The following is a 23,452-nucleotide window of genomic DNA, read 5'->3' on the forward strand; positions in this document are numbered from 1 at the left end:
TCGGACAGCGACTCGGACTCTGACAGCGACTCCGACTCCGACAGTGACTCGGACTCCGACAGCGATTCCGACTCCGACAGTGACTCGGATTCTGACAGCGACTCGGACTCTGACAGCGACTCGGACTCTGACAGCGATTCGGATTCCGACAGTGACTCCGACTCCGACAGTGACTCGGATTCTGACAGCGACTCGGACTCGGACTCTGACAGCGATTCGGATTCCGACAGCGATTCTGACTCTGACAGCGATTCGGATAGCGACAGCGATTCTGACTCTGACTCCGACTCCGACTCCGACAGCGACTCGGACTCCGATTCTGACAGCGACTCCGATTCCGACAGCGATTCGGATTCGGACAGCGATTCCGACTCCGACAGCGACTCGGACTCTGACAGTGACTCGGATAGCGACAGCGACTCGGACTCTGACAGCGACTCGGACTCTGACAGTGACTCGGATTCCGACAGCGACTCGGACTCTGACAGTGATTCGGATTCTGACAGTGATTCGGACTCCGACAGCGACTCCGATTCCGACAGTGACTCGGATTCTGACAGCGACTCCGATTCCGACAGTGACTCGGATAGCGACAGCGACTCGGACTCTGACAGCGACTCCGATTCCGACAGTGACTCGGATAGCGACAGCGACTCGGACTCTGACAGCGATTCTGACTCCGACAGCGATTCGGATTCGGACAGCGACTCGGATTCGGACAGCGACTCGGACTCTGACAGCGACTCCGACTCCGACAGCGATTCGGATTCGGACAGCGATTCGGATTCGGACAGCGATTCGGACTCTGACAGCGATTCGGACTCTGACAGTGATTCTGACTCTGACAGTGATTCGGATTCCGACAGCGACTCGGATTCGGACAGCGATTCGGATTCGGACAGTGATTCGGACTCCGACAGCGACTCGGACTCTGACAGCGATTCGGATTCCGACAGCGATTCGGATTCGGACAGTGATTCGGATTCGGACAGTGATTCGGATTCGGACAGTGATTCGGATTCCGACAGCGATTCTGACTCTGACAGTGACTCGGATTCCGACAGCGATTCGGATTCGGACAGCGATTCGGACTCTGACAGTGATTCGGACTCTGACAGCGATTCCGACTCTGACAGTGATTCGGACTCTGACAGCGATTCCGACTCTGACAGCGACTCGGATTCGGACAGTGATTCGGACTCCGACAGCGACTCGGACTCTGACAGCGATTCGGATTCGGACAGCGACTCCGACAGTGACTCGGATAGCGACAGCGACTCGGACTCTGACAGCGACTCGGACTCTGACAGCGATTCGGATTCGGACAGCGATTCGGACTCTGACAGCGACTCGGATTCCGACAGCGATTCCGACTCTGACAGCGATATTGAGGCCAACCCCGATAGCAACAGCCCGGACGTTGTCGCGCTGGAAGGTAACCTGAACAACGTCAGCGGTACCAGCGGTCAACTGGTTGGCCTGACCTTGCTCAGCACCGTCGATGTCTCGCTGCTGGCGGGCAATAATCTGCGCTTTAGCGTGGGATCCGGCACCGTGGAGGATATGACGGTATCGGTGAACGGCAACTCGCTGCTGACGGCGAGCGGATTGCTGACCACTATCGTCAATCTGCTGGGGGCAGGAAATACCCTGAAGGCCGATCTGTCGGTGGTGAATACGGTCACCGGTGAAGTTGTGGCGATAGCGGAAAACAGCGTCTCTATCTCGGCGAGCCTGCTTGGCGGGCTCTCCTATAACGGCACGGTCTCCTTCGCCAATCTGCCGGCCGGCGACTACACCATGGTTATCTCTGCGCCGGAAAGTAACGGCACCCTGGTATCGTTAATCAACGCGCTGGCAGCGGCCCAGGTGGCAAGCTTCGTCAACGTGGATGTAACGGATTCGGTTGGCTACAGCGTCGGCGCCATTGAAGGTAACGTGCTGGATACAACCGCCAGCGGCGATATGCAGGATAGCGGTCAGGGCATCTCGGTCACCAGTGCGGTATCGGATTCCGTCGACGGATCGACCCCGGTCAATGTGACCAGCGCTGGCGTCGATATCACCGGAGCTTATGGGGTGCTGACGATTCACTCTGATGGCAGCTATAGTTACCAGTTGACCAAAGGCGGGGCCGCTATCGGTAAATCGGATGTCTTTAGCTATACCATTACCGATGAAGCGGGTAATACATCGACGACGAACCTGACGATTAATATCGGCGGCAATATCGAACCGGCGCAGGCCAATCCGGATGCTCAGGAAACGGATCTGACCGCGACGTTCGATACTCTCAACGGAGAAAGCGGTACCGTCGGGCAGCTCGTCGGCGTCTCGTTACTCGGTAACGTCAATGTTGGGTTACTTAACGGTAATAGCTTTGACTTTGATGTGGCCGCCGGCGCGAACGAAAAAGTGCTGCTGACGGTCTCAGGGAGCACCGGACTGAGTCTGGGCGCGGCACTGACGACGCTGCTGAGCCTGTTGGGCGGCGCATCGTCCTTCACGGCGGATCTCTCTATCATCGATAAGGCTACCGGAGAAGTCGTGCAGGTCCTGACAAACGCCGTCAACATTAACGTTAACGGCATCGGGCTCAGCCTCGGCTATAGCGGAGGCGGCTGGTCCTCGATGTTACCTTCAGGATCGTATACGGCGGTGGTCTCATCACCGAATACCGGAGGCCTGCTGGGGGCCCTGCTGGACCTGAACCTAGGGACCTTTGTCAACGTCTCGGTCACCGATTCTGAGGGCTATCACACCGACAGCCTGACGGGCAACGTGCTGCAAAGCGATGGTGCAGGCGACGTAGCGGATACAGGGGTCAATATTAAGGTGACCAGCGTCACCGCCACCTCGGTTAACGGCGCTGAACCTAAGGAGGTCAGCGGCAGCGGAACGACGATAGAGGGCGCATGGGGATCGTTGACCATCCACAGCGACGGTAGCTATACCTATCAGCCTTATGGCGGAGTGAATAGCGTCGGTCAATCGGAAGTCTTTACTTACACCATTACTGACAGCCTCGGCCACACGGCGAGCACCACGCTGACGATCGATATCGATAGCCCGGCTTCGCTGGCGGTCAATGACCAGGTCACGCTGAACGTAGCAACGGCGCTGGCAACGGTGAATGTTCCGGCGATTGACACTGCGGGGCTGAATACAAGCGGTAAATCAACCACGGGAGGCGTATCAGCAACCAGGACCATCAACTTCAGCGTTGGGGCCGATCGCGAAATGGATACGCTCTCGGTGAAAGTGAACTACACCGCGAGTGGCTCGGTGGTCAATACCGTCAAAATAGACAGCACGGTCAGCATTTATCACGTGCTCAGCGATGGCAGTAAGGTTCTGGTATGGCAGGGCACGCCGACAGAGAGCTTGACCACCGTTATCGGCACCACAACAAATGCTGCGGATACGTTAACGCTGATGAATGTGGCATTGAGCGAAGGTAACTACGAGATGGTTCTGGTGTCTAAGGCGACCGCCACTCTTGATACTTTCTTAACGCCGGCACCGAATTATACCGTCGGGGCTTCGATAACCGGGACGACCATTGACACCGCGACGCACTACACGGTAGCGGGAACCAACGTCAGTGGAAATATACAGAACGGAAATAACTCAGGCGGTACGGAAGATTTCCATGGCGTACTGTACTCGTCTTACAGCGTCTCCGGACACACTTCCAGCGGCGCTGCGGAAACCTGGACTTTCCACAGCAATGGCAGTATCACGACCAGCAACGGGAGTAACGTAAGCGCAACCAGCGTCACAATTTACGGTGACTATGGCACCCTGACGATGGCGAATAATGGTTCTTACACCTACAGTCTGAAGGCAGGAATGGATGTGTCGACCATCACGCATAAGGAAGTCTTTGCCTACTCGGTGAACGACAGCAATGGCGCTTCTTCCGCGGCGACGCTGACTATCGATCTGCATCCGCAGATTACCGGCAGCGTAAACGGCGACGACATCCACAGTACCGCTTACGACGATACCTTCACCCTGGGCATCGGGGCCGACACGGTAATCTACAACCTGCTGGCCGATGATAATACCGGCGGCAACGGAAGCGATACCTGGAAGGACTTCTCGGTTGCGCAAGGGGATCATATCGACGTATCGGCGCTGCTGGTCGGCTGGGATGGTAACAGCAGTAGCCTGGGCAATTATGTCACCTTGAGCTACGTGGGCAGTAATACGGTGGTATCTATCGACCGCGACGGTGGCGCAGGCGGCCATCAATCGACAACCTTAATCACGCTGGAAGGGGTGCATATCAATTCGCTCAACGAGCTGCTTGATACCAATAACTCCAATTAACTAGCTTAAATCGATGACGGCACAGGGAAGCGCCGTCCAGACTATTTTATCGCGGAGGAATCAATCAGGTCAGTGAAGCGGGAGATCGCCGACTATCATTTAATAAAAATAATGATGCGGAAATTATTATATCCGTTTTTTCAGTGCGTGTTTTCTGAAGGGTAAATTTGATGCGTCTATTTATACAAAAAAGGAATGTCATAACCTGTGGCTATACAGCTCTATTAATCACGTTAAATCCGTCGCTTTCAGCTCATGCGGAAAATTCATATTTGCTACCGAATGATATTAGCAGCCAGCGTTTAACCGATAATCAGCAGGTCGCCGGGTATAACGACGAGATTATTAACAGTCAAACCCGAATATCCAGTCCGCTGGATATTAAAAAGGCGGTAAAAAACGCGGTGAACTGGCATCCCTCTATTACGCAGGAGGTCAGTAAGCTTCAGGAGATGGCGCAAAAAGTTGATGTGGCCAAAGCAAAATATTACCCGCAAATAAGTGCGGGTATGAATAATGGTTATACAAACACTTATTCTGATGCCGGATATACGCCATCGCTGGTCGTCTCAGTGTCGCAAATGCTTTACGACTTCGGCAAAGTGTCCAGTTCGGTGAGAGCAGCAGACTCCGGCGTGGCTCAGCAGCAGGCCACCGTGATGCTGAATATCGATCAGGTCGCTCACGATACCGCCGCGGCGGTAGTCCAGGTGCAGGGCTATCAAAAGCTGGTTGAAATCGCCAAAGCGCAGGTTAACTCGCTACAGCAGATCGGCGATCTTATTCGCCAGCGCAACGATGCGGGGGCATCTTCATTATCGGACGTTGTGCAGACCGATACCCGCGTGGAAGGCGCGCAATCCACGCTCCTGCAATATCAGGCGGCCCTTGAACGCTGGAAAGCCACGCTCGCGACCTATATCGGCATCGGCGGAATCGCGACGGTAACGGATGATGTCCCGCAGGGAATGGATGCCGCCTGCGCGGTATCCAAAATCGATTACCGTTCCGTTCCAGCGGTACTGGCGGCGCTGGCCCAGGCCGGTCAGGCGCAGGCGCAGCTGGATAACGCCAACGCGCAAATGCTGCCGACGATTTCCCTCGAACCGGAGGTGACCCATTATCTTAACGATAACTACGCCAACAGCGCGGTGCTGAATAAAACGCAATATTCCGCTTGGGTAAAAGTGCAAATGCCTATCTACCAGGGCGGGGCGATGACCGCCTCCCGCGACGCCGCCCAACAAAGTCTGGCGGCGGCGAATGCGGCGATCAAAACCGCCCAGCTGGACGCCAGCCAGAAGCTGAACGCCTCTCGCGATGAAGCGGTCAATCTTGCCCAGTCGCTGGGGATTCAGAAACGACAGCAGCAACTGGGCGAGCAAACCCGGGCGCTGTACCAGGATCAGTATCTCCAGCTCGGTTCACGGCCGCTGCTGGATCTGCTCAACGTCGATCAGGAAATTTACCAGGCCAGATTTAGCCAGGTCCTGACGGAATCACAACTGCGCTCGCTGGAGCTGGACTGCCTGTTCAGCACCGGCAAGATGCGCACGGTGTTCGCGCTGGAAAATCAAAATATCCAGGGCGTGGAGATCCGCCCATGACCCCACAAGATGAACGTGCCGGAATACCGCACTTGTCCGATTGGTCGAATGCGATTGCCTTTATTGCCAACCACTATCGACAAAGTTTTTCTCCCGGAACGCTACATGCGGCTGCCGAATGGGCGACGCAGAAAACCCTGCCCGAAGCGCTCCGGCACCTGGCGCGCCACGCCGGATTAAACTGTCAGTTTTTATCCGCCACCGATCAGAAAATGTCGGCCTGGCGGCTACCGCTCGTTATCCAGCTGCGCGATGGCCAGGTGGCGATAGTTGAAAGCTTTGACGTCAATAATGCCGTCGGGGTGCGGTTCGTGAAGGAGCTGTCGCTGCTCAGCTACTGCCCGCTGGAAACCCTATTGCCGGAAATTGACAACACCGTTGCTTTTCGCCCGTCGTCTCCGGAAAGGGATATTCGCACAGAAAGCTATCTGACCCGCTTTCAGCCGGACTGGCTGCGTAAAATTGTGCTGAAAGATCTTCGCCCCTATATGCACGTCATGCTGGCTTCGTTCGCCATTAACGTTCTGGCGCTGAGCGGGATTCTGTTTTCGATGCAGGTATACGATCGGGTGATCCCGGCCCAGTCTTATCCCACTCTTTATGTCCTGTTCAGCGGCGTATTGCTGGCGGCGGTATTTGCTTTTGCGCTGAAAATTATGCGCGGACACGTCACGGATCTGCTCGGCAAACGTGGGGATATTCGCGTCTCGGACCGGGTTTTCGGCCACGCGCTGCGCCTGAAAAACAGCGCAGTGCCGCGCTCAACGGGGAGCTTTATTTCGCAAATCCGCGAGCTGGAGCAGGTGCGCGAAATGATGACCTCAACCATGATGACCATCGTGGCGGATTTACCGTTCTTTTTGCTGTTCCAGGTGGTGCTGTTTATCGTCTCGCCGTGGCTAAGCTGGATAGCGCCGGTGGCGACGGTTCTGATGATCCTGCCTGGCCTGCTATTGCAGCGCAAGCTCGCGGCGCTGGCCAACAAAAATCAGCACGAAAATACCTTACGAAACGCCATTCTGGTGGAAAGTATTCAGGGTTTGCAGGACATCAAAATGATGCAGGCGGAAAGCCGCTTTTTGCATCAGTGGAATAGCTATATTGCGATTACCGCCGAGTCGGGGGTCAGAACGCGCAGGCTCACTCACGGCCTGGTCAGCTGGGGAATGTCGGTACAAAACCTGCTGTACGCCACGGTAGTGGTGGTCGGCGCGCCGCTGGTGATTAATGGCGACATCACCACCGGAGCCATGGTGGCGGCATCGATGCTTTCAACCCGCATGGTCGCGCCGATGACCGCGCTGTGCGGCGTGCTTGCTCGCTGGCAGCAGGTGAAAACGGCGAAGGCCAGCCTCGATAATCTGATGGCGCTACCGGTCGAAGGCGGCCAGGACGAACCCCGGGTTCACCGCGCCGTGCTGCACGGTAACTATGAGTTCCGCCAGGCGGAATTCCGCTACGGCCTTAACGACGCCGCGATTCCGCTGCGAATTAACCAGCTATCGATTAAAGCCGGTGAGAGAATCGCCATCCTTGGGCGAATCGGCGCCGGTAAATCGACCCTATTGCAGGCGATGATGGGCAACGTCGAGCTGGTCGCCGGCGAACTGCGGCTGGATGATTTAAGCCTGCCGCAGATCGACCTTGCGGATATTCGCCGCAACGCCACTTTGCTCACCCAGGAGGCGCGGCTGTTTCACGGCACCCTGCGCGAGAATTTAATCCTTGGGCGGCCAGCGGCGACGGATGATGAAATCTTCTCGGTGCTTACCCTGTGCGGCGCTCTGGAGTTTGTACGCAAACTGCCCCTCGGCCTCGAACATATTGTCATGGAAGGCGGGGTGGGGCTTTCAGGCGGCCAGCGCCAGTCGCTGCTGCTGGCCAGAACCCTGCTGCGCGATCCGAACATCGTCCTGCTTGATGAACCGACCTCTTATTTCGACGAGCGAACGGAAAAGGCCTTTGTGGAACAGCTGGCGCTGTGGGCCGGCGAGCGAACGATGATTATCGCCACGCATAAAGCGGCGGTGCTCAATATCGTTGACCGGATTCTGGTCATCCAGGATGGACAGCTGGCGCTGGATAAACCTAAAGCCACCGTCTTTGAACAAGAGAAAGCCCGCGGCCAGGTGGTGAATATATGAATAAGCTTCCCCTGATGGCGGATCATGACCCGGTGGCGCTGCTGCCGGATAACGAACAAGACGAAGCGAAGATCGTAAAATCGCGGCGGCTGATACTGCTGCTGGCCGGTATGCTGCTGGTGGGCGCTGTCTGGGCCTGGTTCGCCGTGCTGGATGAAGTCTCTACGGGCACCGGAAAAGTGATCCCCAGCTCCCGGGAGCAGGTGATTCAGACCCTCGATGGCGGCATCTTAACCGAGCTGAACGTGCAGGAGGGCAGCAAAGTGCAAGCCGGACAGGTCGTGGCGCGCCTCGACCCCACCCGCAGCGAATCTAACGTGGGGGAAAGCCAGGCGAAGTATCGCGCCTCTCTGGCGGCGAGCATTCGCTTAACTGCTGAGGTCAACAATCAGCCGCTGGTGTTTCCCGACACCCTGAAAGCCTGGCCCGCGCTGTTGGCGGAGGAGACCCGCCTTTACCATAGCCGCAAGGAGCAACTGAGCAAATCGACGCGTCAGCTGGATGAGTCGTTAAAGCTGGTCAATAGCGAACTGGCCATTACTGAAAAACTGGCGAAAACCGGGGCGGCGAGCAACGTCGAAGTGCTGCGTCTTCGTCAGCAGGTCGCGGATATTAGTTTTAAAAAAATCGATCTCAATACGCGTTATTTTGTTGACGCGCGTGAACAGCTGTCAAAAGCCAATGCCGATGTGGCCAGCCTGGCGGAAGTGATTAAAGGGCGCGCCGATTCGGTGACGCGTTTAACCGTCCGCTCGCCGGTACAGGGAATTGTTAAAAATATTAAGGTCAATACTATTGGTGGGGTTATTGCGCCCAATGGCGAATTGATGGAAATCGTGCCTGTAGACGGCCGTTTATTAATCGAAGCGCGGATCTCCCCTCGCGATATTGCTTTTATCCATCCCGACCAGCAGGCGCTGGTCAAAATCACCGCCTATGATTATGCCATCTATGGCGCACTTAACGGCGTGGTGGAAACCATATCGCCGGATACCACTCAGGATGAAGCTAAACCCGATATTTACTACTACCGGGTATTTATCCGTACTGATAATGATTACCTGGAGAATAAGAGCGGCAAGCGCTTTTTAATTGGCCCGGGGATGATCGCTACCGTTGATATTAAGACTGGTGAAAAAACGGTTATGGATTATCTGGTAAAACCATTTAATCGGGCCAAAGAAGCATTACGGGAGCGCTAATCAAAGTGCGAACATCTTGTCGGCTACGGGTGCTCCGCCGTTTGCGGTCCGGGAGATGTGCCGGGGCTGATACCCCGGCGCGGTATACGGGAATGACAGGTCGGATAAGGCGTCATACGCCACCCGACAATAATGTGGCGCAATCTCTAAAACGAGTTTGTTTGCAGTCTCTGATAATAATTTTTAAACATCCAACGCATTGTTGAATAAATGGAGAGGGAAAGATGGCGCTAAGTGACTTACTGCAACAAGCTTGCTTTCAGGCCAAAAAATTGAAATCCACCGTGTTGCCCTCTGACTATCCGGCATGGGTGATCTTCTTTAGCGTCAGCGATGGCAAAGAGCGGGCGCATATGCATATCGCCAGCGGAACCAGCTTCGATCTCGCCTGGCTGGCGGGGGCCAGAGCGCTGCAGGAGTGGCGTAAAAAGCAGGCCAATGAACCGCAGTGGCTGCGTATCGACGTTGTGGACAGCGTGGAAAAGCTCAGCTGGCACTCCCTCAATGAGAAATTCAGGGTCACCAAGCGCAACTATTTTCGCTTTGGACTCGCGTTTGACCCGCAGTTTAGCTGTGCGATGCTAGAGCAGGAAATCGCCGGCAACGCGCTGCTCTACGACGGCGACAATGGCGTCGTCGCGCCGAATAGCGTTAATTTGCAAAACTACGGCCAGCGGCGGTTTAAGCAGACGCTTCGCTGGCCGGAGGATCCGCAGCAGCCTCTGTGGCGTTTTAAAACCCAGGCGGTCTTCTGCGATCGCTTTGGCGTAAAAGTCATTGAACATGCCGGGAGGGGCTCCGGCTATCGCGCCATTGGGGAAAACTGGCAGGAAGCGTGCCTGGCTGAGGTGATTAAAAAAGGCAGCGATTATCTGGCCCGTCAGGTCAGGAAAGACGGGCTGTATCATTATGGCTGGTTCCCCTGTTTCGATCGCCCGGTCCGTTCCTATAACGCGCTGCGCCACGCCAGCTCGACCTATTCGCTGATCGAAGGCTGGGAAGCGACGCGCCAGCCGTCGGTTCGCCAGGCCATAGACCGGGCGATTGCGTATCTGGTAAGCACGCTGATTGAGGTGCGGACGTTGGATGATGGGCGCGAGGCAGCGTTCCTCTGCGACGTTGGCGAGGAGATCAAGCTTGGCGGTAATGCCGTCAGCATCCTGGCGCTGGTAAAATATACCGAAACGACCGGAGACCGGCAGTATCTGCCGCTGATGGCGCAGCTGGCGACCGGTATTGCCTGGATGCAGGATCCGCAAAGCGGCCAATTTGTTCATGTATTAAATAGCCACGATCTGTCGTTGAAGGCCAAATTCCGCATTATCTACTACGATGGCGAAGCGGCGTTTGCCTTGATGCGCCTGTACGGCCTGACCAAAGAGCCGTTGTGGCTGGACGTGGTGGAAAAAGCCTTCGCCTATTTCATTCAAAACAAACACTGGCAGCATCACGACCACTGGCTGAGCTACTGCGTAAATGAATTAACCCGCTTCCGCCCGGAGGAGAAGTACTTTCGTTTTGGTCTCAATAATGTGCGCGATCATCTTGATTTCGTACTGCATCGTGTGACGACCTATCCCACGCTGCTGGAGCTAATGATGGCGGCGTCGGAAATGGTCACCCGGCTGGGCGCCTCGCCCGAGCACCGCCACCTGCTGGATGATTTTGACCAGCAAAAATTCTGGCAGGCGCTGGAAACCCGCGCCCGCTATTTGCTGAACGGCTTCTTCTGGCCCGAGCTGGCGATGTTCTTTAAAAATCCCGCGCGGATCGTTAACAGCTTCTTTATACGCCACCACAGCTACCGCGTACGTATCGATGACGTCGAACACTATCTCTCCGGCTTTATCGCCTATCAGAAATACCACTTAGCGGCAAAAAAGCCGTCGCTCCAGCAGGACAACGCGCCGTCGTCGATTGATGCGACGCCCGTTTTTCTGCTGGAGACGCTACGCGATGTCGGTAACGGTATCGAGGTGGCCGCCATGCGTCGGGCGAAGCTGTTCACCGAACATCTGCGCGCCGTACCCTGGCTGATTACCGCGGCGTGGAATCCCGAATTACCCACGGTGGTCAAGGCGCTGAAGGCGCGGGGGGCGCTGCCCAAAGAGGTACCGGTTTATAACCTTTACCAGTGGTTAAGCGACTGCCTGGAGATGAACGCGATTGCGACGCTGGAGCCGCTGGTGGGGAGTATTGAACTCAGGCATGTCGTCAATCCCGACGCGGACCTGCCGGTGGGAAAACAGAACTTCCTGCTACGCCCGCAGGGGAAAATTATCGAAGATTATATCGATAGCGCCGGCAATATTCTGCTGCGTAAAAGCTTTGATGAGAAGAAAGGCAACCTGCGGCTCAGCGCTCTGGAAATTGCCCTCGCCGGGGGCGACGTCAAACGCTTTACTCTGGAGGAGGACTTTTTTTCGTGGATGCTGGAAACCATGCTGGCGGGGAAAGGGCGTTGGCACTTTATCGTGGATAAAAATAAAACGTGGAAAAACTTCGTCTGTTCACGGCCAGCTCAGCGTATGGCCTGCTCATTAAGCGCCATTATTCACTCCCATCATCAGCTCTCTAACGGCGCGCTGAAAAGCTCATATCGACACCTCCTGGAGCAGCCGGATCTCGTCGACCAGTTGATTATCCTCACCGATGAGCAGTGGCAGGATTTGCAGCAGGAGGGATTCCCGGCTACGCAGATGGCGGTGATCCCCAACCATCTCGATAACGGCAATATTCCGGCGAACCCGCAGAAAGTGCCGTCACAAACGGTTATCTACCTCGCGCGTTACTCGGAGGAGAAGCAGCACGCCTTACTGCTGAGCGCCTTTCGTAAAGTGCTGGCGGTTATCCCCGATGCGCAGCTGCACACTTATGGCGTAGGGCCGCTGCGGCGCAGCCTGAGCGCGCAGGTGGCGGAGTGGGGGCTGGCGCAGGCGATCCATATCAATGGCTTCACGTCCGACATCGCCCAGGCGCATAAAACGGCCTGCTGTACCGTGCTTTGTTCGACTCAGGAAGGGCAGTCTATTTCCGCCGTGGAGGCGATGGCCTACGGTACCCCGCTGATTAGCTTTGCTATCAAATACGGTCCGCGCGACATCCTGCAGGACAGGCAAGCGGGGATGCTGGTTCCCTGCGGCGATGAAGAAGCTCTGGCGGCGGCGTTGATCAAGGTTATCGCGGACAAAACGCTACAGCAAAGTATGCGGCAGGCCGCGCTGCGCAACGCTCAACGCTATTATGCCAGCGCCATCGCCGAACACTGGGCGGCGTGGCTGCAGGCCAGCGAGCGGCTGATGGCAGCGCAGGCGAAGGCGGATATCGGCCTGGCCAGCAAGAGTCCACAGGCGGCAAGCGTTGGGTAACCGTCCGTGTCCGTTTCCCCTGCGCTCGCCGCAGGAGAGGCCATGAGGCGAGTCGTCGCGCTGCTGCTGGCCTGCGGCGGCTGTGCGCCGCTGCTGGCCCGTGACGTGGTGCAGGTTGCCCGCTGCGTGCCAGGATCGCTGCTGCACAATCATCATCTGGAAAAAGCGCACGTTGTCGATGAGTTTCATATTTATTACAGCCTGCAGGGTAAGGACGCCCTGCAATATCCGCAGGATAGTACCGGCGATGGCGTGCCGGATGTCGTGAAAGACATCGCGAGCCAGCTCCAGGCTGCAAAATATCTTTACACCTCGCTGCTGGGTCTACGCCCGCCGCTGCAGCAGAAAATTTATACCCAGGCCCGACAAATTAATATCTACCTGCTGACGCTTCCCAAAGGTCACGGCCTGGCCTTTGACCGCGTGGCGGCGGAGACCATGAGCGATGGCGCGACGCTCCCCTGCGGTTTAAAAATTGTCCTCAATGCGGCCCGGCGGCCGGCGCGCAACGTTACGCCCGCCCATGAATTGTTCCATTTGTATCAGTACGGCTACGCGGTTTTTAAACAGAAATGGTATCTGGAAGGCATGGCGCGCTGGATGGAAAATGCATTCAGGCCCGCGGAGCAAAGCATCTTGCCGTTAGCCGCCCCGCCCGTTTGCGAAAATTATTTCTCGCGCGGCTACGGCGCGGCAAGCTTTTGGGCCAGCTACGCGCAGCAGTCGTTTGCCGCCACCATATTGCCGGACCACGCGCTGGCGTATCGCTACATCGACGGTAGCCCGGTGTTTAAAATTCAGGTTTTACCGGGTGGGGCGATGCTAGCACCGTTTTTTCAACAGCTTGCGCTTAATAGCGAGGGCATTTCACGTGAGATGAAGCTGGCTAATACCCGCTGGAGTGAAAAACAGCAGCGTGACGGACGGTTCAATAACCAGTTATGCCAGGCGCTGGCAGCGACTGCAAAAAGAGAGGGTAATAAAAAACCCGCAGCGCGGGTTTTAGATTAGTTGCGCAATCGCGGCGCCTGCAGCTGCTGGCGTATGGTTCTCGCCAGCTCGTCCAGAGACGGTTGCTCCGGATGCTCGTCGCTGGGCTCGCTGCTCAGCTGCGCTTCTGCAAGATAAGTGTGAATCGGCTGGCCATCGTCATCTTCCATCACCACGTGATACCAGGGCGCAAGACGCAAATCGTCGTTAGCGGCGATTTCGTCTACTTCCGGCTCCGTGAGCGAATATTCTGGATCGACATCGACGATTACGCCCAGGTAGCCCAGAAGCGTGTGGCGAACTTGTTGGCCGATACCGAATTTGCTGGCTATCATAAGCACCTCCCGGGTTACATGATTACCTGCTATATGCGGGCCGATTCTCCATTTTCAAGTTACATAATGCGACAAGCAAACCCTTTCAGATACAGCCCTTCCGGATAGGTTGCAATCACCGGGTGATCGGCAGCCTGACGGAACTGTTCTATAAATTGTACATCACGTCCGGCATCCAGGGCGGCATCGGCGATGATTTTCTGAAATAAATCGGTGGTCATCAGGCCGGAGCAGGAGAAGGTCAACAGAATGCCGCCGGGGTTCAGGAGCTGGATCGCCAGCATATTGATATCTTTATAGCCGCGGCAGGCGCCCATCAGCTGGCTTTTGTTTTCGACAAACTTTGGCGGGTCCATCACGATGACATCAAACTTTTCGCCTGAATCGCGATATTTACGCAGCAGCTTGAACACATCGTCACGGACGAATTCCGCTTTCGATAAATCCAGCTTATTCAGCTCAACGTTCTGTCTGGCGACGTCCAGCGCTTCCTGCGACGTATCGACGCTGACAACCTGACGGCAGCCGCCCATCAGCGCAGAGATGGCAAAACCGCCGGTATAGGAGAAGCAGTTCAGCACACGTTTATCCGCAACATAGCGACGCGTCGCCAGGCGGCTGTCGCGCTGGTCAAGGTAATAGCCGGTTTTGTGGCCGCCCTGAATGTCGACCAGCAGCTGCATACCGTGCTCGGTAATCGGCAGCAGGGCAGGCGGCAGTTCACCGACCACCGGCCCCTGCGCCAGCTCCAGGCCCTCTTTTTTACGTACCGCGACATCGCTACGATCGTAGATGGCGCAGTTCGGGAACAGCGTTTGCAGCGCGCTGACAATTGACGCGCGCTGATATTCAGCGCCGGCGCTCAGCAGCTGCAGCACAAAAAAGTCGCCAAAACGATCGATGGTAACGCCCGGCAGGCCGTCGGATTCTCCGGCAATCAGGCGGTAGCTATCGAGCCCGTCGCGGGCCGCCAGCCACTCGCGCCAGGTGTGCGCCTGCTGCAGGCGACGCTCGAAAAAGGCGTTATCAATGGCTTCAGTGCGATCGAAGCTCCAGACGCGGGCGCGGATCTGCGACGAAGGCGAATAGGCGCCGCGGGCCAGCCATTTTCCCTGTGAATCCACAATATCGATGGTTTCACCTGAACGGGCTTTACCTTCCATCCGGGCGACGGCGCCGGAGAAAATCCACGGATGGCGACGCAGCAGGGATTTCTCGCGTCCTTTGGTTAACACTAAGCGGGGGAAAATGGAGTCTGTCATGGAGCTACCTTTAAGCAACGGGAATATCGGCACTAAAAAACGGCGCGTAGATTAGCACAAGTGGCTGTGGCAAGCACCATTCCACCGCTATCGGCAGGTGAGCGTTTCGGCACAAAATGCAGGCGCTTTGGCACAATAAAAATCTCGCCGCGATCTTACAGTATTTCCTCAACCGACGGAGGAAAATACGATGAAAACAGGATTGAAATGGGCTGTCGCAATAATGGTTATTATGAGCGGAACGGCGAATGCCGCAGCGTTTAGCGTCAGCAGCGTAGATATGCGCGATGGCGGGTCTCTGGCGCAGAATCACTGGTTTGGCGGCTTTGGCTGCACCGGCGGCAATGTATCACCGCAGATCGCCTGGCAAAATGCCCCGGCGGGTACCCGTAGTTTCGCGGTGACCGCTTATGACCCGGATGCGCCGACCGGGAGCGGCTGGTGGCACTGGACGGTGGTGAATATTGCCCAACAGGTGACAAGTTTAGCCGCTGGCGCCGGAGACAAAAATAACGCTAAACTGCCTGCCGGGGCGGTACAGGGGCGCAATGACTTTGGCTATGCGGGTTTTGGCGGCGCGTGCCCGCCGGCCGGAGATAAACCTCATCGCTACCGCTTTACGGTCTGGGCGCTTGATACCCCGACGCTGCCCATTGATAGCGCGGCCAGCGGGGCGTTAGTCGGATTTATGTTACACAGCCACGCCATCGCCAGCGCGCAGTTAACGGCGCTGGCCGTAAGATAACAAAAAGGGCGGCATGATGCGGAATATCAATTTTCACCATAATGCGCTAACGGCGGCGGAAATTACCACCCGCCGTCTATGCAAACTGCACCGCGTCACGCTGTTCTCGCCCGCGATCTGCCTGGTAAACCGCGGCAGTAAGGTCATTGTGCAGGGAGCCAGCGAGATGCTGGCAACGCCGCAGCAGCTGATCATTTTGCCCGCCGAGGTGGAACTGGAGGTCATAAATCAGCCGGAAAACGGGCTGTTTTGCTCCGATCTGCTGTCACTAACGCCCGAGCTGTTGGCTGATTTTAAGCATCGCTATATGAGCGAACCGCAGGTCGGTCGTTTGACTTCGCTTTGCGCGCCGCTGGCGCCGGAACTGTCGTTTATGTGGCAGAGCGTTCTGCAGGCGGTGCGGGAAGGGCTTTCGGCGGAGTTACAGCATCATCAGGCGATGGGGTTGCTGCTGGCGTTGTATCAGGCCGGATACGCCGGACCGCTGCTTAACGAACGGCGCGACGACTTAACCGGTCAGGTCAGGCAGATTATTATGCTGTCGCCTGCCGAAGCGTGGAGCGTGGCGAAAGTCGCAAAAATGCTGTTTCTTGGCGAATCGACGCTGCGTCGCCGTTTGCAGCAGGAGTCCCGGAGCTTTCGCCAGATCGTGGAAGAGGTGCGGATGGCCTACGCGCTGGGGCAATTACAGTCGACGTCGCGGCCCATTGGCGACATTGCGCAAAGCAGCGGCTATCTGTCAGGCTCGCGCTTTACCGCCCGTTTTCGTCAGCACTATGGGTTATTACCAAAGCATGTACGCTGAAAGAATTTGCTATCCTCTGTCATTGAGTCAATGTCCGGAAAGGAGAGAAAGCATGGCAACGGTTTGCACGATGGCGTGGGTATACGGTTCCGTTCAGGGCGTCGGATTTCGCTATTCTACCCAGCGCGAGGCGCTACAGCTTGGGCTAACGGGATACGCGCGCAACCTAGACGACGGCGGCGTGGAGGTGCTTGCCTGCGGAGAGCCGGAGCAGGTGGAGAAACTTATCGCCTGGCTGAAAGCCGGTGGGCCGCGCAGCGCGCGGGTGGACAGGGTTCTGACCGAGCCGCATCAACCCACCAGAGAGTGGCAGAAATTCGCCATTTTGTATTAGATACACTTTACCGGTTTAGGCAGACCGGCGATTTTTGTCGCCTGCTTAGCCGGGCCTTTCGGAAACAGGCGGTAAAGATAGCGGCTGTTGCCTTTCTCTTCGCCGAACTTGTTCGCCATGGCTTTCACCAGCATGCGTATTGCCGGTGAGGTGTTGAATTCCAGATAAAAATCGCGCACGAAGCGCACGACTTCCCAGTGTTCAACGGACAGGGCGATGCCCTCCTGTTCAGCAATAACGGTCGCCATCGCCTCGCTCCACAGGGTCGTATCCTTCAGATAGCCTTCGCTATCGGTCTCTATTTCGTTGCCTTCAAAGATAAACATGATTCTTCACATACCGCTGAAAATGGCGGCAGTGTAGCAAAAAATAAGGCCCCGCATAAGCGGGGCCTGAGTTGAGCCGGGGAGAGGATTAGTCTCTGCTGGCGAAGCCAAGGATGCTCAGCAGGCTGACGAAGATGTTGTACAGCGAGACGTACAGGCTTACGGTCGCGCGGATGTAGTTGGTTTCACCGCCGCGGATGATGTTGCTGGTCTCAAACAGGATGGCGCCTGAAGAAATCAGGATAAACACCGCGCTGATCGCCAGATGCAGAGCCGGCAGCTGCAGGAAAATATTGGCAACCATACCGATAAGCACCACAACCACGCCCGCCATCAGCATGCCGCCGAGGAAGGACATATCTTTACGGGTCGTCAGCACGTAGGCCGAGCAGCAGAAAAACACCAGCGCGGTTCCGCCCAGCGCCAGGCCAATCAGATCGCCCATGCCCGCAGACAGGTAGGCATTGAGCATCGGCCCCAGGATATAGCCAAGGAAGCCGGTAAAGGCAAACGCGGAAATAATGCCGGTAGGTTTATCTGCCGTTTTATAGGTCAGGAACATCAGGCCATACATGCCGACCAGCGTCAGAATCAGACCCGGCGAAGGCAGCATCAGTACCGTGCTGGCCGTCGCCGTAATGGCGGAAAATGCCAGCGTCAGGCTAAGCAAAAAATAGGTGTTCCGCAGAACTTTATGCGTGCTAAGCAGCGATGAACGGTCACGCGACGATGTAATTATACGATCCATGAGTCACTCTCTTATGACAGATGTAATTAATAATGAAGCATAAAAAAAACGAGGCCGAAGCCCTAATGCTTTTACCCATCTTTACTCAAAGTAAACGGGCTGGATTCAGCATTTTATTCCAGTAAAAGACGAATAAGTGGAATTTTTATTCATTTGCTTTCTGTGGCCAGATCGAAATCTGATAACTAACTGAAAAATATTGCGTTATAGCCATTCTGCGACTAACTCTGGAGAGGGTACAAACGAAGCGTAACAAAGGCAAGGGATATGAAATCACAAAAATATAATCACATCACGCGGGTACTGCTGGCTGTCGGTCTGTTCTCAATCACTCTCCCGGCGCTGGCCGCGCAGGTGCCGCCGGGAACGGTGCTGGCAGAGAAGCAGGAGCTGGTCAGAAATAACGGCAGCGAGCCGTCGTCGCTGGATCCGCATAAAGTCGAAAGCGACGTTGAAAACAATATCATTAGCGATCTTTTCGAAGGGCTGGTCAGCGTTTCGCCAGCAGGCGACATTCAGCCCCGGCTGGCGGAGAAGTGGGAGAATAAAGATAACACCGTCTGGACCTTCCACCTGCGTCCAGGTGCGACCTGGTCTGATGGGACGGCGATTACGGCGCAGGATATCGTCTGGAGCTGGCAGCGTCTGGTGTCGCCGCTCACGGCGTCCCCTTACGCGAGTTATCCCGGCAATATGCATATCGTCAACGGTGCGGAGATAGCACGGGGTCAAAAAGCGCCCGAGACGCTGGGCGTCAGAGCGGTTGATGATGCGACCTTTGAGGTGACCTTAACCCAGCCGAATGCGGCGTTTTTGGCCATGCTGGCGCACCCGTCTCTGGTTCCGCTCGATAAAGTCCTCATTTCGCGCTACGGCGACAAGTGGACCAAACCGGAACATATGGTAACCAGCGGGCCCTACAAGCTGTCGCAGTGGGTGGTGAACGAGCGTATCGTCGCAGAGCGCAATCCGCGTTACTGGGATAACGCGCATACCGTCATCAATAAGGTGACCTATCTGCCGATAAGCTCTGAAGCCGCCGATATCAACCGCTACAAAGCGGGGGAGATCGACATCGTCTATACCGTGCCGATTAACCAGTTCGCCCAGCTTAAAAAAACTCTGGGCGAACAGCTGAATGTTTCGCCGCAGCTGGCGACCTACTATTACCAGTTCAATACGACCCGGCCGCCGTTTAATGACCCGCGCGTACGGCGGGCGCTGAATATGGCCCTCGATAAAGAGATTATCGCGGAGAAGGTACTGGGGCAGGGGCAGCGTCCTGCCTGGCTTGTCAGCCAGCCTGATATCGGTGGGGTGAAGCTGCACAATCCCGAATATGCCAGCTGGTCGCGCGATAAACGTATCGCCGAGGCGAAAAAACTGTTGAGCGAGGCCGGGTATAACGAGACCCATCCGCTGGTATTTAATTTGCTCTATAACACTTCGGAATCGCACCAGCGAATTGCCATCGCCGCCAGCTCAATGTGGAAAAAGAATCTTGGCGTCGAGGCGAAGCTGCAAAATCAGGAGTGGAAGACCATGCTCGACACCATGCACACGCATAATTTTGACGCCGTGCGCTACGCGTGGATTGCCGACTATGACGATGCCGCGACTTTTCTCAATACCTTCCGTACCGGCGATAGTGAAAATACCACTCAGTACAGTAATCCAGCCTACGATGAGGCGTTGCGCAATGCGGCAAAAGCGTCTGATACCGCGGCGCGGGGTCAGTTCTACCAGCAGGCGGAGGATTTACTAGGCCAGGATGTCCCGGCTATTCCGGTCTATCACTATGTGCGTACCCATCTGGTGAAGCCATGGGTCGGGGGTTTTACGCCGGATAAACTGGGGTATTACTACACCAAAGATATGTACATCAAAAAACATTAGGTCGGCGCGGGCAGTTTGCGCTGAATTTCTGCGCAAACTGCCTGAGTTTCAGACGAATAACACGTTTTTGCTTATTTTTAAGCCGATTGAACAAATTGATGCTTTACAGCCTCAACAGAGGTGTTTATAGTGCGCCCCATACCGGAAGCGTGGCCGAGCGGTTGAAGGCACCGGTCTTGAAAACCGGCGACCCGAAAGGGTTCTAGAGTTCGAATCTCTACGCTTCCGCCAAATTTGTAATAAAATCAATAACTTGAAGTATGGTTTTGATTTTATGGTGCATAAAGTGGTACAAAAAAAGCCCGTTTATACGGGCTTTTTTTACATCTAAAATCCGTCCTTTCTCACTAAAAATCCTTTCTGATACTCATCTTTCGGGTGAGGGCAAATCCATTTCGAACCGTGCTCTGTTAAGAAATCAGGGAACAATCCTCCCAGCGCTAAGTCCTCAAACATACTCCGAGCAGGTAAAGCGACATATCAGCATGGGACCCTGTAGCCCAAACGTATTGCGCTGATGGTTTACTGGACAACCGATTGTTCTGTCGGTTAAAACAGCTAAAGAGAGCGTAATGGATTGCAGGAGGACGGATGAAAAGAAGTGAAATCAGGAAAGCACTGGAAGCATGGTTTGATGTTGAACGCTATGAGGCGATAGAGAAGTTAAGCCTGCAACAGTTTTATGTGGAGATTGAGCGGCGTATCTTGGCCTACAGGATGTTGTTGAGCCGGGATACCATACCAACCTTCAACAGACTACTACTGGATGATTACCGCAATAAAATTTTGCGAGGCGAGATCTTTTTCAGTGGCGATACTGCCACCCTTGGACATGAGCTTGCCAGAACCTACGCAGTAAACCCTACGACACGAAGCCACGCGCAATTTTATGCGAAAACGCTGGCATTAACCGAAGCCACTCCTGAGCTTTCCGCGTTAAGCGAATCCGAATTTCTGTCAGAGTATCTAAAACAAACATCGCTGAAAAACCTTGCTCGTATCACTGTCGATATTCATCTGGAAGAGGCATCAACCGAAGAGATCATTGAACATCTGAAAGTGCTGATCCCGCAATGGAAGAGACAGCTAAAGATGAAAGCTCCTGCGGAACGGGAGTATCGTTTTGGCAAAAGCACGTTCAGAAAAATTATTGAATATCGTCTTATCCCGATGATGGACCTGATTTTCTGGGGTGAGGACAATGGCGTCAAAATCCCGCTTTCGCTGATTTCTTCGCTGCTTCACGAAGACAGCGACAACGATCGTGACGAAGGAATGCTAAAGGCTACGGACTACCCGCTGGCAATGGCTTTTCTGACTGATGCAAGCTATCTAAAATCGCTTGAAGATTACATCATGCAAAACAATCACTTAAAAGACTCGCCGGTTGATAAGCATGTTGAGGACGATAAGAAGAAGAAAAAATCAGCCAAGTAAAAAGGGTTACGTTCGCCGTGAGCGAACGTGATCGCATCCAGCCTTAACGAATCTTTTTCCGTTCACCTCCCTTCGTATTTTTCAAAAAACTCTTTTATGAACGCCCCTAAAACGTCATAAGCGAATTCGTTATTATTGTTCTCGTCGCAACAACATAGAGAAAAACGAAATCTTATAGAGATTACGTTAAACAATAGAGGATAGATAATGAAAAATAACATTAAACGATTTATTCGGGTGCCTGAAGTGCTTAATCGGGTAGGATTCAGTCGCACTACCTTATATGAGCGTATTAAGGAAGGGAACTTTCCAGACAGGGTAAAAATAGGTCCAAGGTGCGTAGCTTTTGTCGAAAGTGAGATAGATGAATGGATTGAAACTACTATTCGAAACTCACGTCAGAACGCAGCATAAAACATAAATACCGTTTCCGGGCGAATAGATATCTTTCGCTCAGGGACTCTTATTATCTTAAACAATAAAAGGGCGATATATGAAAATAGAACTTAATACGACAGAGCAGTTTATTAGTGAAGCCGAATGTTTGTATAACCATTATATGAATAAACGACTACGAAACCAGTCAGTGCATTCCTACCATTTTCTGAAAAATAAGGAGGATATGAACGAAGTGATTGAAAATATTATCGATAAAACAAAGAACAGTTTTTATGGGATTGAAGGTGAACAAAAAGCGGAACGGATCTCCGGGAGTGTTAACTATGTGAAAGTAAAACAGCATCTTCGTCGGCTTTGGATTATCTATAAGTGTGTATACCGTTGATAGTGCTATAAACATTTTACTATTTTAATATTAAACTAAAGAGGAAATAAAAATGAATACATTTAAGAATAAATCTACTGAAATTTTTTATGTTGTGTCGTTGCATATCTATGCGGAGCTTTTTAACTCAAAGGATAAAACGACCAGTAATATGATTATGACGCATGTAATGGATCATGAGTTTGTCTGTAAACTAATCGATCTGGCGATGAGAAATGCTGAGAAGCATCTTCTGAAAAAAGCATGGAAAAAGAACGCCGCTGGAAAACTGTCTGAAGTGGATTTTAAAGAGGTTAAGCAGGCATTAGCCAAAATGCATTATACCGTTCTGGCGGAATCAATATGTTGATGTGTTCTGATATCGATTGGCCCCTTCATGGGGCTGATAACAAACCTGATTTGAAAGCTAATAATGATAGTGAAAACATACTCTATACAAGGAGTTAAAAATGATTGATGAATTTCATGTGATGTATATGTATAAAAAAATCCAATCAGAAGCCGCAACTACCGACATCAAAACACTTGAACAGCTTTTGAAGAAGTTCCGTCAAGTCGTTGCGGAGCGCCGGGAAGAATATTATCAGGAAATTGGTGAGAAAAAAGCGCAGAAATTGAAGGCCAAGAGATTACAACAGTTGCTTGAGAAAATGGGGCGTGACCGGGTTTCACCAGAAGATCTCATCCTTAAATGATAATTTGCTATTAGGTCAAGAACTGAGGTGAGAAAGCGGACAGTCATGTCAGGTTGCTGGAGCATAAATGAGTTAGGGATACCTATCTGAGCTGATAAAACGTCGGATTTAAAAGAGGGCTGATGGGATCCTAACTAATCCATATTATGAATTTAAACAGAAATTTTATACATTTTTATTTGATGACTCAATATCTGATGAGGCAGGTGAAAACTGTTTAAGGTTATCTACATCCGAATGCTATCGAATCACAAAACAGCGAATTCTGGGGTGTCATCAAGAAACATAAAATAACTCGATGCGGGAAGTGATTTATCTGGCAATCAAGGATGCATTGAAAAAATGGAGTATGCCGATCCAGAACTGGCAGGTGAGAATGAGCTATTATATTATCGAGCTCGGTGACCGCCTGAGCGATCACCTTTAGCTGGTGGGCAGT

The 23,452-nt window shown here is 53.8% G+C and carries 19 protein-coding genes, 1 tRNA gene and 1 pseudogene; 17 read left to right on the forward strand and 4 right to left on the reverse strand.

Annotated elements, in window-relative coordinates; genetic code table 11:
• The 6 genes from K2184_RS24565 to K2184_RS24590 form a co-directional block, all read left to right on the forward strand.
• Positions 1-4,335: BapA/Bap/LapF family large adhesin (locus K2184_RS24565; protein WP_439237794.1), on the forward strand; the 4,335-nt coding region annotated here is incomplete at its 5' end.
• A 170-nt stretch (positions 4,336-4,505) separates the two neighbouring features.
• Positions 4,506-5,942: a TolC family outer membrane protein gene (locus K2184_RS24570; protein ID WP_023320665.1), complete on the forward strand. Its 1,437-nt coding sequence runs from the start codon at positions 4,506-4,508 to the stop codon at positions 5,940-5,942.
• A complete protein-coding gene (locus K2184_RS24575; RefSeq protein ID WP_064345150.1) occupies positions 5,939-8,086 on the forward strand; it encodes a type I secretion system permease/ATPase in 2,148 nt (715 codons plus the stop codon). The genes K2184_RS24570 and K2184_RS24575 overlap by 4 nt, the downstream gene beginning before the upstream one ends.
• A complete protein-coding gene (locus K2184_RS24580) occupies positions 8,083-9,288 on the forward strand; it encodes an HlyD family efflux transporter periplasmic adaptor subunit (RefSeq protein WP_004111917.1) in 1,206 nt (401 codons plus the stop codon). The genes K2184_RS24575 and K2184_RS24580 overlap by 4 nt, the downstream gene beginning before the upstream one ends.
• 224 nt (positions 9,289-9,512) lie before the next feature.
• A complete protein-coding gene (locus K2184_RS24585; RefSeq protein ID WP_163525833.1) occupies positions 9,513-12,656 on the forward strand; it encodes a glycosyltransferase in 3,144 nt (1,047 codons plus the stop codon).
• A gap of 42 nt (positions 12,657-12,698) precedes the next feature.
• Entirely contained in the window at positions 12,699-13,667 is a 969-nt protein-coding gene (locus tag K2184_RS24590; protein ID WP_163525832.1) for a peptidase, read from the forward strand.
• On the opposite strand, the gene hspQ is transcribed toward K2184_RS24590, so the two are convergent.
• Both hspQ and rlmI read right to left on the reverse strand, forming a co-directional pair.
• Positions 13,664-13,981 carry a heat shock protein HspQ gene (gene hspQ / locus K2184_RS24595; RefSeq protein WP_004100817.1) on the reverse strand — a complete coding sequence of 106 codons (318 nt, stop codon included), beginning with the start codon at positions 13,979-13,981 and terminating at the stop codon, positions 13,664-13,666. The two genes, K2184_RS24590 and hspQ, sit on opposite strands and share 4 nt — an antisense overlap.
• Positions 13,982-14,040: 59 nt before the next feature.
• Entirely contained in the window at positions 14,041-15,243 is a 1,203-nt protein-coding gene (gene rlmI / locus K2184_RS24600) for a 23S rRNA (cytosine(1962)-C(5))-methyltransferase RlmI (protein ID WP_047720066.1), read from the reverse strand.
• 190 nt (positions 15,244-15,433) lie between these two features.
• On the opposite strand from rlmI, the gene K2184_RS24605 reads away from it, so the two are divergent.
• Genes K2184_RS24605 through yccX form a run of 3 tightly spaced genes read left to right on the forward strand, consistent with a single transcriptional unit; the run spans position 15,434 to position 17,127 of the window.
• Positions 15,434-15,988, forward strand: a complete 555-nt coding sequence (locus K2184_RS24605) for a YbhB/YbcL family Raf kinase inhibitor-like protein (RefSeq protein ID WP_023320671.1) — start codon at positions 15,434-15,436, stop codon at positions 15,986-15,988.
• 16 nt (positions 15,989-16,004) lie between these two features.
• Positions 16,005-16,793: a helix-turn-helix transcriptional regulator gene (locus K2184_RS24610; protein ID WP_163525836.1), complete on the forward strand. Its 789-nt coding sequence runs from the start codon at positions 16,005-16,007 to the stop codon at positions 16,791-16,793.
• A gap of 52 nt (positions 16,794-16,845) precedes the next feature.
• Positions 16,846-17,127: an acylphosphatase gene (gene yccX, locus K2184_RS24615; protein ID WP_004100825.1), complete on the forward strand. Its 282-nt coding sequence runs from the start codon at positions 16,846-16,848 to the stop codon at positions 17,125-17,127.
• Here yccX and tusE read toward each other — a convergent pair.
• Complete coding sequence (tusE, locus tag K2184_RS24620) at positions 17,124-17,453, reverse strand: sulfurtransferase TusE (RefSeq protein WP_004100828.1); 330 nt, start codon at positions 17,451-17,453, stop codon at positions 17,124-17,126. The genes yccX and tusE overlap by 4 nt on opposite strands.
• Before the next feature lie 88 nt (positions 17,454-17,541).
• On the reverse strand, positions 17,542-18,201 hold the full coding sequence (yccA, locus tag K2184_RS24625) for an FtsH protease modulator YccA (protein WP_163525831.1): 660 nt from the start codon (positions 18,199-18,201) through the stop codon (positions 17,542-17,544).
• 267 nt (positions 18,202-18,468) lie between these two features.
• On the opposite strand from yccA, the gene K2184_RS24630 reads away from it, so the two are divergent.
• From K2184_RS24630 to K2184_RS24665, 8 genes and pseudogenes are all read left to right on the forward strand, one after another.
• A complete protein-coding gene (locus K2184_RS24630; RefSeq protein WP_004100830.1) occupies positions 18,469-20,097 on the forward strand; it encodes an ABC transporter substrate-binding protein in 1,629 nt (542 codons plus the stop codon).
• A gap of 143 nt (positions 20,098-20,240) precedes the next feature.
• Positions 20,241-20,328, forward strand: a tRNA-Ser gene (locus tag K2184_RS24635).
• 360 nt (positions 20,329-20,688) lie between these two features.
• Positions 20,689-21,534 carry a DUF6387 family protein gene (locus K2184_RS24640; RefSeq protein WP_163525830.1) on the forward strand — a complete coding sequence of 282 codons (846 nt, stop codon included), beginning with the start codon at positions 20,689-20,691 and terminating at the stop codon, positions 21,532-21,534.
• Positions 21,535-21,741: 207 nt separating this feature from the next.
• Positions 21,742-21,948 carry a helix-turn-helix transcriptional regulator gene (locus K2184_RS24645; protein WP_047057312.1) on the forward strand — a complete coding sequence of 69 codons (207 nt, stop codon included), beginning with the start codon at positions 21,742-21,744 and terminating at the stop codon, positions 21,946-21,948.
• 79 nt (positions 21,949-22,027) lie between these two features.
• Positions 22,028-22,318, forward strand: a complete 291-nt coding sequence (locus tag K2184_RS24650) for a hypothetical protein (protein ID WP_163525829.1) — start codon at positions 22,028-22,030, stop codon at positions 22,316-22,318.
• A gap of 52 nt (positions 22,319-22,370) precedes the next feature.
• A complete protein-coding gene (locus tag K2184_RS24655) occupies positions 22,371-22,667 on the forward strand; it encodes a hypothetical protein (protein WP_163525828.1) in 297 nt (98 codons plus the stop codon).
• A gap of 100 nt (positions 22,668-22,767) precedes the next feature.
• Positions 22,768-23,013, forward strand: coding sequence for an H-NS family histone-like protein (locus K2184_RS24660; protein WP_163525827.1), 246 nt, complete (start codon positions 22,768-22,770; stop codon positions 23,011-23,013).
• 236 nt (positions 23,014-23,249) lie between these two features.
• Positions 23,250-23,440 (forward strand): annotated as a pseudogene (locus tag K2184_RS24665) (IS256 family transposase); the annotation flags it as partial.
• Positions 23,441-23,452 lie beyond the last annotated feature (12 nt).

The sequence above is a fragment of the Klebsiella sp. K5-306 genome (assembly GCF_051835185.1).
GTDB classification, from domain to species: Bacteria; Pseudomonadota; Gammaproteobacteria; order Enterobacterales; family Enterobacteriaceae; genus Klebsiella; species Klebsiella oxytoca.